The sequence below is a fragment of the Chryseobacterium sp. OSA05B genome, from assembly GCF_019970065.1.
GTDB lineage: Bacteria > Bacteroidota > Bacteroidia > Flavobacteriales > Weeksellaceae > Chryseobacterium.
The window spans coordinates 280,286-293,796 of sequence record NZ_JAHXYH010000005.1 but is presented as its reverse complement, the minus strand read 5'-3'; the positions used below and the strand labels follow the sequence as shown (position 1 = coordinate 293,796).

Below are 13,511 nucleotides of genomic sequence, written 5' to 3'. Positions count from 1 at the left end.
CTTTTTAAAATCGAAACAATGAAAAAATTAAAATATATATCTTTTGCCTTGGTTGCGCTATGGTCGCTAACAAGTTGTGAAAGCGAGCTGGAAACGGCTCCTACCGATCAGGCTAATGGTGCAGAAGTTTTCAAAACAGCTGAAAGTGCAGAAACCGTGATTAATGGGGCCTGGGCTAAACTTAATGATGATGGCCCGAACTATGCCAATAGCGGCTATTCAACCGTTTTGAGAACGAGTGATGCGATGGGAAGTGATGTAGCGGTTCTGACCAACAAATATGGTTTTCCGTCTGCGTATGCTTTTACAGAGTTGATCAATAATACCCTCTCTCGTCCGCAGTTTATATGGACTACCCTTTATTCCACGATCAATAATATGAATAATGTGATTGCCCGTATTGACCAGACAGAAGGAAGTCAGGCGAAAAAAGACCAGGTCAAAGGTCAGGCTAAAGCATTGCGTGCTTTCTGTTATCTGAACCTGGCCAGTTTTTACCAGTTCAGTTATCTGAAAGACAAGACGGCTCTTACCGCTCCGATCTACACGGAACCCTCAACAATCAGTTCTGTGCCGAAGAAAAAAGCAAGTCTGGAAGAAATTTATACGCTGATCAAAAGCGATCTTACGGAAGCAGATCATCTTTTGACCGATTATACGAGAAATAATAAAGACAAGATCAACAAAACTGTTGTCAACGGACTTTTAGCCAGAACCTATCTGAATACCGGTGAATGGAGTAAAGCTGCAGCTGCGGCCAAAATAGCCAGAACAGGATATCCGTTAATGATCCCTGAAAAATATAAAGAAGGGTTCAATGATATCAATAACGGGGAATGGATCTGGGGACACGGACAAACTCAGGAACAATCGGGAGCGAGCTATGCCTTCCATTTTCTGGATGTGTCTTCATCGGGAAGTTATTACTACAGCTTTATGGCGGATCCGTTTTTCAAAAATTTATTTGACAGCAATGACATCCGATCTCAGCTGTTTCAGTGGGATGGTCTGCCGGGTAGAGAAGGTCTGTTAAGATATTCCAAGTTTAAGTTTAAAACAGGACTTATCGCAGATATCGTATTAATGAGATCAGCAGAAATGTATCTCATTGAAGCTGAAGCTGAGGCCAGAAATGGAAATATTACCAATGCGGTTACAGTTTTAAACCAATTAAAAACGACCAGAAGTGCCAATCCTTACACAGGATCTCTTGCTCAGAATGATGTCATCAAAGAAATCCTGATTGAAAGAAGAAAAGAACTTTTCGGAGAAGGATTCTCCCTTTCCGATATTATCAGAACGCAGGGAACCGTGGAAAGAAAACCATTTGTAGACGCCAGTGGACAGCCTATAAAAGTTCAGATTACCACTCCTAATGGAACCGTGAAAACAGTGAACGGAAGAGGGCATTCAGTCTTTAATTTCCCGGATCAGACCCAGTTTACTCCGAACAGCAGATACTATATTTTCAGTATTCCGCAGAAGGAGATTGATAATAATCCGAGCCTGTAATTATTTATTTAGATTTGATTTTTTTATAATGAAGCCTCTATGTTTTTAATATAGAGGCTTTTTGGTTTAGTGAGAACTAAGAATTTTAAAGATAGTTTAAAATAGTAATACCAACAGTATTAAAGAATAGATAACAATACAGATCACAAGAGGTATTGTTATGCTTTTCTTTTTATATTTAATAGCAGCTAAATATTTATCCCAAAAATAAAACTGAAGAATGGCAGCTCCGCAACCTGTCATAAGAATAAGTAAGAAAATATAATAATCAGCTACATAAATCTTTGCAGATGTATATATCAGATATAAGAGAATTGAATAAGTGATACCAAATAGAATAACCAGCCAAGCCTTACCTCTTTTAGAACTATTTGCTCCGGTAGTTAAACCAATACCAGCACCAATGGTAGCATACGATGTGACAATGGTTTTTGTCATTTTAAATTCAAATTGAGCTTTTGTTATAGCCCCTTCCCTATATTCTAAATGTGTTATATAGATTTCTCCACCAGCATCTAGGAAATCAAGAGGAGTACCAAATTTCCCAATAAAGGAACTTCCTTTAATTGGCTCGTAAAGCCAAGAATCTATATCTTGCAGACTTTCTATACTATCTCTTAATAATTGTATTCGGACTTTCTTTTTTTGAATTCCTTCATTTGAACATTTCCGAAGGTATTGTAAAAGGGATACCCTGCTTCTGTTTTTATTTTTATTGATTACCAGTAGTTTACCGTCCTATAGTCCCTCCATCGTCATACCAATTTTGCTTAGTTATAAATTTTAGATTAAAAAAATCATTATCTAATAGTTCGTTATTATAATGGGAAGTTATTTTCTGAATTTTATCTAAAATCTTAATACCATTTTCCTTATTGAAAAAATATTTTTTAATATGATTATCTTTATTTACTTTAACTAGTACTAACGAATTCTTTACGTTTTCTCTTTTTTCTGAATAACATATTTTTTCAATTTTCATTAAATCTTCTTTTTCTATTTGATAATTAGTTACTGGGAAAACGTTTTCATTCGGCTTCCTATTTTTAAGAACAATTATTGGAGGTGAAGCGTCTCGTGGACCTATATAGGTTACCGTTATTTGATAAACATTAATATTCTCAGTTTCTTTTTTAGAACAACCTAACAATATAACTAAAACAATGAGTAAGTTTTTCATATTCTATTTTTTTAACCACCAATATCTATTTTTATACTCCCTACTCATAAGGGGCATAGTTAGACTATGACCTGATGGATATAAATTAAATCCATACGTAACTGTGTGTAAAGCGTGAGCTCCACTACTGTTTATGCCGACCAATGACAATTCAGCTCTCCAGCCTATGGGAGTACTTATTCTAGCTCTAGTTGGCGTATCTGTGAATATATATTTATTTCCTTGTTTTATCTGAGGATAGTTAATATAATCGCTCTTGGCATAATAAAATGGACCTTTATTTTCATATGGTAAATGATGATCATTATATTCACGATAACCACCACCTCCTGGAGGATCATTTGTACCTACTGTTTGAACCCATTTATAGTCAGAGTATTTATTTGAAGCATTGGTAAATTGAAGTTCTATATGAAGTCCTTGTTCGCCATCCTCTGGATTGGTATATAATTCGTATGATTCAACTTTCATTTTCCCTACATAATCGCCATCATTATCGTAAACTTTAAAAGAAGTTTTAGGTTTGTGCTCCAAATGGTTGAAAGCCATAACAAAAAATCCACTCATCGCTCCCTGCCAGAAGTTTCCTCCGGCCAGTACAGAGCCTACACCACCCGATATAATACCAGTGATTAACATTCCTGTATTGCTTCTAAGTGGGTTAAAGTCAAAAATACCATCGCTGGGAGCTTTCAATAAGTCTCCTGCTAAACTTGCAAATGCACCACTTGCTGCACCACTCCAAAAACTACCTCCTGTAACGGAAGAAAGAACACCCATACTTACGGCATGTAATCCTGCTCTTGCCAATACAACACCTGTAGTACCCAGAGAATTGGCAATAGTTGCGACCTGAAACAGTGTTCCTATCCCAAAAGACAATGCCCCGCTTACCATTCCGGTAATCGCTGACGAAGAGATAGACCTAAAAAATCCGCTAACCGTCCAATTACCTTTTATTAATGCTGTAGCAGTATAGGTTGCGGCAGTTATTGCGACTGCAGCAAAAGCTGCTTTAGCCATTACCGCTACCAAAACAGCAAATGCAAATTCCCCACTTGGGTCATTGTACATCAGGGGATTATTCAGGACATACCCATACTTATTATAATTCTGGGTATTGGTAGGGTCCTGTATATTTTCATCAGCATTTAAGAACCTTCTTAAGAGCGGATCATATAGCCTACCATTCATGTGAATAATTCCCACTTCTGCAAAATGCTCATGGCTGGTATATCCTCTTTCTACTAATAACGAAGTAGTATCAATTATATTTTTATCAGTGAGAATGGCTCCGTTTCCTATTTGCAGATGGGTGAAATTACCCCAGGCATCAAAATGTCTCTGTTCCAGTTTATTTCCAGCTTCATCGGTAATGGCTAAGATACTTCCTATATAATCTTTATGCAAGAATTTATAAGAACCAGCTGTTTCATCAAAATTCTTAAGATAAATAATATTGCTTTCATAAGGACTTCCACCAATATACAAAATATGCTTTTCCTTTCCTGTTATATTGTCCTTAAGAACTTCAAAGCTTCCATCTTCACTGTAGTACTTGGTGAATTTTCCTTCCTGATCAGGATCAAAGTTTCCTCCATAGCTTACTTTCTGTCTCATGCTGGTAAGCCCGTACTGAAACGCTACATCCCCCTTTTCACCGTCAATAAATATTGGATCATTATTTTCGTTATAAGCAATGCTCTGGATAAGGTCATTGTTATAATTTTGAGTTCCTTCTGCGTTCAGGGTCATCCCGGTAGGTTGGTAGATCTTAGTTGAATTTTCGTACTTCATTTTTCCTACCTGATCATTTTCCATGATCCTACCTTTAATGTCATAGACATTTCTGTTAGTGGAAGGTTTAATGCCCGTTACAGGATTCGTCCAGTTGATCAGTCTGTTATTGTCATCATAATCAAATGATTCTACAATATTAAAATCTCCTCCGGTTGTTCTAACCTCTAATTCATTTTTAATAGCATTGAAATTATACGAAAGTTGCAGAATGCTTGGTTTAACAGCTGAAGAGTGATTGACTTGGCTTAAAGTTCCATCATTCTCATAGCTTTGATTAATTTCAGCCGCTCCCAATTGAGCTTTAAGAACCTGACCTTTTGAATTGATCTCTTTAAGTTCCCAAAGAATTTTCCCTGAGTTTTTATCCTTAATCTGGTACAATTCCCCATTCCATGCACTGTATACATTTTCAACTTCTACTTTAGTCAAAGTTCCCGAAGAATATAATTGTTTATCATAAGAAATTACCCTTGCCTTATCATCATAGGTTATTCCTTTTTGGATGAAGTATTTTCCATTACTATTTTCGGATGAAGACAATATTCTTCCCTGAGGATCGTAAGAAATATTAGAACTGTATGCTTTTCCTTTTGATGTCCCCGATTTGGTAATTATCCTTCCTTTATCATCATATGAATAGGAAATCATCTTATTGGTAGCCTGACCGCCATCTGTTGTAGAGATTTCTTTCTGGTAAATAAGCTGGCCCGCAGTATTGTAAGTGTACTCTTTATTACCTTTAGGGCTTATTATTTTCTTAGGCTGTCCGAATCCGTCATATTCGTATTTGTACAATCCGTTGGAAGGATCATTGAATTCAGATTTTCTACCCCAAGAATCGTATTTTGTAGTAACGATATTTTCGGCATACTGAGCCTTTATCTGTTTTCCGGCAGCATTGTAGGAGAATTGGATAGTGCCTCCCGGATCATTTGAAGACAGAACATTACCTAATACATCTGTAGTTTGGGAGTTTGTTCTTTCGTATCCATTGAGTTCCTTTACCGTCGTTGTTAAGCCTGAAACAGAAGTTACAACCTCTTTTCCATTGAATGATTTTGCCGTTATTTTTGTTGGAAAAACAGTATCATCATAAGTGATTGTGTTCCATTGGGTAGGATTACTTCCTTCGAAGAAAGGCTCACTTTCTGCAGTTTTTCTTCCCAGTATATCATATTTGGTTTTTTTTGACACAAACTTCCCCTGTGTAAATGCTTTGGTTAAAATTTCAGACTTCTGTCCCAGTTTGTTGGTGTATGTTTTTGATACATCACCATTAGGGGCATATTGTATAATTGTTATGCTGGAAATGGCATCTCTTACATACTGATAAGTTGTTGTACCTTCCACATTGGTTTTGGAAGATAGAAGTTTGCCCCATTCGTCATATTTATTGATGAGTATATTACCAAGCGGATCGGTTTGCTTTTCAATCTGCCCCCAATTATTGTAAATAAGGTGAGTTTCCAGACCTAAATTATCGGTTTTCTTTTCTACAAATCTTCCTTTAGGTTCATATACCGCTTTGTTAGTTTGTACCTGAGAATCTATACTATTATTGATTGTTTTTTGAGTGAGGTTTCCAAAACCATCATAATTATATGTTTCTAAAAGATAACCAGTATTGTCTCTATTCCAGGTTTTGAGCGTTTTTAAAAGGTTATTGTCATAAGTATATTCCTCTTTGGCAGATTTCGTATCTCCATAAGCCTGAACGATATCAGTTTTAGATTCCGGGCGGCCAATATAATAATCTGATCCGGAACCTGCTGGATTATGGATGTAATTGAATGTGGAAGTTGTTGTTGCATACCCATTATTAACATTTAATACCGTTTGTACCGGAAGATAATAACCATTATAGGATACTGTGTTACTTGTTATGGTATTTGTTAAAAAATCTTTTGTCCTTGTGCTTTCCGGAACAATAGCGGTAACAATTTTCGGTTTGTCAGTAGTATATATCGAATAAATGTCTACGATCTGACCGTTTAATAGACTGATGGTTTTATAAATGGTTGATTTTAAACTTAATAATTGGCTGTTACTTTCCGAAATATCTGTTGGGAAAATTTTTGATTCATCATTAGTTCTGATGCTCCATTCTTTTACTGGAACGCCTTCGTTCAGAAGGTCTATTTCTGTTCCGGACCATATTTTTGTATTCTCCAAGCCATCAGCATACCAGGAAGAACGTGCGGTCTGATAATATCCTATCACTCCTTTTCCCTGCATATGTACAGTCATCCCTCTGTATCGGAAGTCCTGTTTTCTGCCTTCCTGTTGAAGTTGAGAGACAGCATACCCTCTGTCTATTCTATTTAAGGAGAAATAGGGATACAGTTCACTTTTTGTATTTTTATAAAAATTAGGAGTAGTCACATTATCAGGAACAATTTCCAAATAGGTAGCAGATGTGGTAATTCCACCTTGAGTAACAGACTGTATTCTTTTTAATTCATCTACCCCTGTAGGTGCCTTAATTTTAAGGACATTATTTTTTCTGAATAAGAAAACATTATAATAGTTATTATTGGATCTTATCACATTGGTTATTGGCTGATAGATGGAAAGATCATCATACGGTTGAATTATAGTATACTGAGGTGGGGTAGGAAAAGTATAAATATTCTGGGTTACAAAATCTATAGCCCCGAACGTGGGAGTTCCTTTAGAAATCAGCCCATTTACAGCAACCCCTATAGTTCTAGTAGTTGGAGTTAATGAATTTGAATAGGAATGCACCTGAACAATATCTGATTTTCCATCTGCATTAAGATCCGAAATGGAATACATCGTTCGGCTAAATCTTAGCCACGCCCCATTATTTTGGGTAGATTCATTTTTATACATTAAGAAATTAGGTTTGAATGCTGTATTAAAGCTTTTTCCTGTTCCTATGTAAAATTTCCAGTCATCTTTACCCACTTTTCCTTCCGTAAGAGGAAGGGTAAAGTCAAGCTTTCCATCCCCGTTGAAATCTCCAAATAATACAGGAAACCCGTTCCCTTTAGTTTCTTCTAAATTTCCGGAAAACTTAACCTTTCTTATGTACTCATCGTTTGCTACCTTTACAAATTCAAATATCGTGTATGCAGTGTTGGATATATTAATGATATCTACTTTTCCATCACTGTCAATATCTATATATTTTTGATCCGTATATAAACTTTCATTAATCCCACTATCTAAAGTATGAGTAGCGACAGGATTTCTTACGTTGCTCAAATCTACAATGTATCTTTCTACAGATCCTGATCCTGATAGAGTAAGAAAGACATCAGATATTCCGTCACCATTGATATCTCCTTCATTTAGTACAGGTGTACATGTTGTACATACTGTATGAGAAATCAGCTTTTCAAATACCTTGACAAAAGTATTGTTTCTAAAAGCATATACAGAAATTTTACCGCCTTCATATTCAGCAATCCCGTTACCATTAATCACCTTTTTAGTCTCGTCCAGAAATGTATTGACAACCACAGAACTGGAATTGAATATTTTATTAGTCTGAATAACATTAAAATCATCATTAAAAACCCCCAACTTGATAGTCCCATCGGTCATTACAAAATCCAGGTAAGCATCCCCATTAAAATCTCCGGTAAGTTGAATTTTATCAAACAAGGCCTGACTGTCTAGATTCCAGCCACTAATAGAGGTTGGACTTACAGCCGGATAATTAAATTCAATTGGATTCGCCAACTCGCCTGTCGAGTTAGATTCAGTAATATTTTTAACGTACTGATAACCTGTATAGTCGGTTGCATATTTTGGTTCATATTTCTTGAAGACTAGTCCATTTGTTTTTACTGTAATATCTTTTAGAATCTTTGTTTGGGTAAACAAAGTTCCGGAACCGTTGATATATGCACTTTCCGGAATATTTCTATTTTTATAATCGAATATAATTTCGTTGAAAGAAGCAGTTCCTAGCTTCTCGTTTCCTCCCCAAGTTATCGATTTAATGACGTTGACATTCTCTTCCTGATCATAGCTATAATTGATAACATTTCCTTGAGCATCTTTCCATTTTACGATACTGAATCCTAAACGATTGGTAGCATTATTGGAGCCGGGAGCTGTTCCGCCATACCAGGCCTGAGAGCCATCTTCAAAGGTTACCTCCCAATATTCAGGCTGTTTCCAGTTAGGCATATTTCCAAGGGACTTAATTTTGATGTTAGAATACTTCTCTGTAATATACTCTGCACCGTCTTTGCCGTATTCTCCTGATTTTAAAATAAGTCTCTGTCCGTTGAAGCTGTAATAGTCCGAATAATCAATCTGGATACTTTTTACCTCTCCGTCTTTTTCGATGTTTTTTCCAGTTCTGGAAATAGAAGTGATACCGGATAAACTCCAGCCATAACCGGCAACTCCATTTCCGGAATCACTGGAATAGACAAGATTGATTTGAGGAGCGACGCTTTTTACTCCCGGAGGTAGGGCAATTGGTAAAGTAAATTGCAACTGGCCACCACCTGCAACTTCAATATTCCCCTTAGTATCATGGAATTTTTGGTTACCAAAAACAGTTGTTCCACTTGGGTTATTCGCTCCTGCATTAGAGTCCAAAGGACCCCCTCCGGGATTTACTGTACCGGGTCCTATTTTAGCAACAAAAGGATCAGCCACTGTGGAAGAAGCATGGAACCCTTGTGCAAGCACCACAGTCTGTGGGTCCTGAACCGTTCGCGAGGCACTTTCCGGCTGGTATAATATAGTTTGTGAATAGCCTAATACCGAAATACAGGATATAATGAATGAATAGAAAATTTTCATATTCTTTTTCTTTGTGTTAATAAATTGATAAATAACGAAATCAAAAACAGTTTATCGTTTTGTAACATTTCTACCGAATACTCTTCCGTCTTTCAGGGTAAATCGGAGAATATAGATTCCCCAATCATATCCCGTCATATTGATCTTCAGTTGACGGTTTAGCCCCGGAATATTCTGTTGCTGGAATTTCCAGTGTACGGTGCTGTGCTGATAGAGTGAAACGGATTCTATAAGATCATCTGCTTCTTCAGTCCAATCGATGGTAAGAACATCATTGACAGGTACCGGATACAGCCTGATCTGTTTCCAAAATGTTTTTTCATCCATTGCAGCTGGCTGTTGCAAAGAAGCTGCGGTTGTAGTTTCTTTTTTTGCTGTTTCAGCGGGAGCATTTTTTCCTGCAGCATTTGGACCTCTGTATCTTTGGTTTCCAGCTTCGTCATATTTAAAATAGACTTCAGTTTGAGAAAACCCGAAAAAGCCTATAAACAAAGAAAATATCGAAAGTAATTTTGTTTTCATAAGTGTTTTATTTTTTTTCAGAAAGGAGTTTTTCCAGTTGTCTCTCTATTTTCTCGATCTTTTCAGATTGAGCTTTTAAAAGCGCATTTTCTTTTTGAAGACTTTTTATTTGTTTGTTTTGCTCAATAGAATAGAGAGTAAGCTCTTCAATTTTTTGTAATAGCTTAATTTGAAATTCACCGACATTGACGCCTTCTTTTTCCATTACATTAGCTGAAGCGATTTCCGGAAGATGTTTTTTCTCTTTGATATGTTTTTCTACATCTTCGAGCTTTGGAAGGTCATACTTCTCATCAAAAACAAAATCTGCTGTTGGTGTAAGGGTTACTTTAACTTCTTTTGCCTCGAATTTACCTTGAAGAGAAGCATTTCCATTAGGCATAATGGCCATTTGTATTTTCTTATTGGAAACAAAATTAATAGCTCCTAAACTTGCGCTATTATTATCATTTTCGATATTAAAATCACCATAGCTTCCATATCTGAATCCACTGCCTGTATAGCCTGAATTGAGTTCCAGATTGGCAGTAGTATGATATCCTATACTCACCATCGCGCTACCTCCGGTTGGACCTGAAGCCATAAATTTACCCAAAACTACATTTTGGTTATTTGTATTCTCTTTAAGGACATGTAGCTTTGAATTGGGATCAGTGGTTCCTATACCAACATTCCCATTGTTTAATAATTGTACTAACGCCTCAGATGTTTGCAGTCTAATACCACCATACCACTTGATATCCAGGCCGTCGGAACCCGTTACAGGATAGTGGGTAAGGTAATAATTTGTGGGGTCTGAATTTCCATATAATTTGTCAAAAGGAATATTTTGAGAAAACAGTGTTCCAAAGGTGGCTATTCCGATAATTGATAAAATTTTTTTCATAATGAGGTATAATTGTTTCTGTTTAAATCTTAAAAATATTTTTTTAGTTTCCATGAGAAATCTGTTAAATTCAATACAGCTTCTCTGATCGTAAATTTTATAAACATTCCTTTATATAAATAAAGGGGATATCATTGCCTATAAAGTTTAAAAATATAATTTATATATTCTGGAGATGAGATAATTAAATATATAGAATGCTTTTTTCACTTACCGTGGAGATTTGTGTTTTTTTGGCAAAAGTAAATAATATCTTTATTAAATCCATCTAACGTTGATACATATCATCTAAGAGAGATCTATTGGGGTTTAAGATGAAGAAAAAAAGAAAATATTTAATTAAATATTAAAATTGAATGAAAAATACACCATAGAAGGAGATCTTTAATAGTCCTAACCTGTAATGAATCTTTAGATCAACAGGTAGAACGTATTGAAAAACCTGCCTGATTATTCAGAAAGGTTTCTTAATTATTCGATCTTAAATTGCTTCTTCTCCGGAGGAACTACTTCTATGACAACCTGCTGCTGATCTTTTAAATCTCCTTTTGCATATTCATCAGAACCAAAAGCATGCTGGGGACCGAAAGTCATAAAACTATATCTCTCTCTTTTGTCAAGATTCATTGATACTGTTCCCAAACTATCTGTAAAATATTGTCCGACTTCTACATATTTTCTGGTTGGAAATCCCCACGATCCCATTCTGACCTCAACTCTGTCATTTACTCTGGGTTTCTGCGTGTAGGAATCAACGACCTTTATGGTGACCTTAATTTCATTTTCTTTTGTAGAATTACTACAACCGATTAACAGCCAACAAAAAAGCATTTGCATTATTACTTTGACCGCCATAGCCTTTTTTTTAAAATTTAAATAAGTAACCGTCTTATGCATACTTTCTACTTATTAATAGAAACAGTAACCCAATAATAATACTTAATACCAGATATAAATAATTTACAGAATTATTAATGATGGTTTTACTATCTATTTTGAGTTTCTGTATTTCAATATCTCTATAATTTTTACTTTCTTCCTCACCAACCCAGATCGAAATTTTGCTGCCTACCGGAATTTCAGATGCAACTTTTTCAAGGTATTTACTTCTTAGATCATTTCCAGTGTTTTCATAGGTATAGAATCTATGATCAGTAGACTCCGTTTCAATGTATAAATAATTGATATTCAAATTGGTTTTTCCATACTTGAACTCACTTTCTGTCTTTTCTTTTTTGATGTAAACTTTTTGTACAGTTTGAATTATTGAGGTTAAATGTTGAAGGTGATAATAATTATAGAGCATAATGATTATGGAACCTGTTACTAAAAAAGAGCCTAAAACCGATAGCTTATTTTTAAAAAGGAATCTTAGCATATTTTTTATATTGTAGATTTAAAATGTTTTATAATCATATAACATCCAGGAATACATATTAAAAGAAGAAACAAGAAAATCCCAATCTCTTTTTTGTTCATCAGATTAAATTTTAGGATAAATATTTTTAGTGATATAAATGATAATGCTAAGTAAAAATAAAAAATAACTTAGAATTGTAAAATTCTTTGATTTTGTTTTTACCAAATGATTGAAAAATTTTGAAAACTCTCCTTTAGATACCTTCTCATCACCGGCACTCGTAATATAGTTTACCAAAATCGAAAATAGTCCAAATAAAAATAATGCTATTGAAAGTTTTAAAATCTTTTCATCCATAATTTAAATTATATTTTGTTTTCAGGAATGGTTTTGGCGGGTTTCTAAAATACCTACTGTTTTTCAATTCTATAATAAATCAACGAATCAAAAGTTCTCATGAATCTTTTTAGTTTTCCACTTTTATCTTGGTCTATTTTATCTTTTCTGTCCATAAAATAATGATAAGTAATAGACAGCTTTCTTTTGTTCGTTTTAATGCTGATGGTCTTAGGAAGAGATATGGAAGTTGTGCTTTCACCTATGTCAGAATCATCATCTAAGGTATAGATCTGATTTTTATCAAAGCTTTTTCTCAGAATATCCCAATCCTGGTTGGAAAATCGAATTTTAAAAGTATCAGACTTTGATTCTTCCGTAAAACTGTTGCTCTCGTACACCACAATTCCTTGAGTCGTGGAAACAAAAGTATTCTCCTTTGAAAGAGAGAGATCTCTGCCCTCTAACTGTTCCTTTTCTGTACAGGAAAAAAGCACTGCAAGAGAAAGGAAGGTTACAATTTTTTTTATTTTAAACACATTCTATTTTTTTTTACTGTGTAAGAATCGGTACTCTTCATTATGTCAACTTTCATCCTCTCTGAAATAGTCTGCGACAGAAATTCAGGATTAGATCCTACACCCAAAAATAAAGAAAATATATCGTCCTTTCAAAAAACACTGCAATGTCAAGAATATATTAAATAGCCCATATAAATCTCCCGTTTTAGAAAAAAACTTTACCTTTGTCCATATGAACCTGTTAAGATGGATACTTGCATTCTATTTCATGGCATTGTCACTGATGCCCTGCGAAGATGTGCACCGTCCTGCAGGGCCTTCGGAAATTAAACTATCATTCAATATTCAGGAATCCCATTCAAAGGACAAAGGTGATATTTGTTCACCGTTGTGTACATGCAGCTGTTGTCAGATGACGGTATCTTCTTTTAAAATGGATTCTTTGTTTGAAATTCCAAGCCATGTTCAGGCTTATTTTTCAAAGAAAATTCTTTTCCAGAAAAACAATTTCGCTTACCAGATGTACGATCATATCTGGCAACCTCCTAAGATTTAATTTTATTGATTATTAGAAAGTTACGCTTTCTATCTATTGAACTTTGCAAT

The 13,511-nt window shown here is 35.2% G+C and carries 11 protein-coding genes; 2 read left to right on the top strand and 9 right to left on the bottom strand.

Translation table 11 applies throughout. The features are described from left to right. Positions 1-18: 18 nt before the first annotated feature. The gene (locus tag LC419_RS19505; protein ID WP_223608907.1) at positions 19-1,512 is read left to right on the top strand and encodes a RagB/SusD family nutrient uptake outer membrane protein; all 1,494 of its coding nucleotides are present in this window, start codon (positions 19-21) and stop codon (positions 1,510-1,512) included. A gap of 96 nt (positions 1,513-1,608) precedes the next feature. Here LC419_RS19505 and LC419_RS19500 read toward each other — a convergent pair whose 3' ends face one another. The 9 genes from LC419_RS19500 to LC419_RS19460 form a co-directional block, all read right to left on the bottom strand. Next, positions 1,609-1,950 (bottom strand): hypothetical protein, encoded by a 342-nt coding sequence (locus LC419_RS19500; RefSeq protein WP_223608906.1) that lies wholly within the window; start codon positions 1,948-1,950, stop codon positions 1,609-1,611. 292 nt (positions 1,951-2,242) lie between these two features. Beyond that, a complete protein-coding gene (locus LC419_RS19495; RefSeq protein ID WP_223608905.1) occupies positions 2,243-2,692 on the bottom strand; it encodes a hypothetical protein in 450 nt (149 codons plus the stop codon). Positions 2,693-2,695: 3 nt separating this feature from the next. Continuing rightward, a complete protein-coding gene (locus LC419_RS19490) occupies positions 2,696-9,280 on the bottom strand; it encodes a SpvB/TcaC N-terminal domain-containing protein (RefSeq protein WP_223608904.1) in 6,585 nt (2,194 codons plus the stop codon). A gap of 51 nt (positions 9,281-9,331) precedes the next feature. Next, a complete protein-coding gene (locus tag LC419_RS19485) occupies positions 9,332-9,802 on the bottom strand; it encodes a hypothetical protein (RefSeq protein ID WP_223608903.1) in 471 nt (156 codons plus the stop codon). 7 nt (positions 9,803-9,809) lie between these two features. Next, positions 9,810-10,688 (bottom strand): coiled-coil domain-containing protein 30, encoded by an 879-nt coding sequence (locus LC419_RS19480; protein ID WP_223608902.1) that lies wholly within the window; start codon positions 10,686-10,688, stop codon positions 9,810-9,812. Between the two features lie 471 nt (positions 10,689-11,159). Further along, the gene (locus tag LC419_RS19475) at positions 11,160-11,543 is read right to left on the bottom strand and encodes a hypothetical protein (RefSeq protein ID WP_223608901.1); all 384 of its coding nucleotides are present in this window, start codon (positions 11,541-11,543) and stop codon (positions 11,160-11,162) included. A gap of 34 nt (positions 11,544-11,577) precedes the next feature. Then, complete coding sequence (locus LC419_RS19470; protein WP_223608900.1) at positions 11,578-12,066, bottom strand: hypothetical protein; 489 nt, start codon at positions 12,064-12,066, stop codon at positions 11,578-11,580. A gap of 105 nt (positions 12,067-12,171) precedes the next feature. After that, positions 12,172-12,405: a hypothetical protein gene (locus tag LC419_RS19465; protein WP_223608899.1), complete on the bottom strand. Its 234-nt coding sequence runs from the start codon at positions 12,403-12,405 to the stop codon at positions 12,172-12,174. Between the two features lie 53 nt (positions 12,406-12,458). Continuing rightward, positions 12,459-12,923 carry a hypothetical protein gene (locus tag LC419_RS19460; RefSeq protein WP_223608898.1) on the bottom strand — a complete coding sequence of 155 codons (465 nt, stop codon included), beginning with the start codon at positions 12,921-12,923 and terminating at the stop codon, positions 12,459-12,461. Positions 12,924-13,137: 214 nt separating this feature from the next. Between LC419_RS19460 and LC419_RS19455 the strand changes: the two genes are divergently transcribed. After that, the gene (locus tag LC419_RS19455; protein WP_223608897.1) at positions 13,138-13,461 is read left to right on the top strand and encodes a DUF6660 family protein; all 324 of its coding nucleotides are present in this window, start codon (positions 13,138-13,140) and stop codon (positions 13,459-13,461) included. Positions 13,462-13,511: the final 50 nt, after the last annotated feature.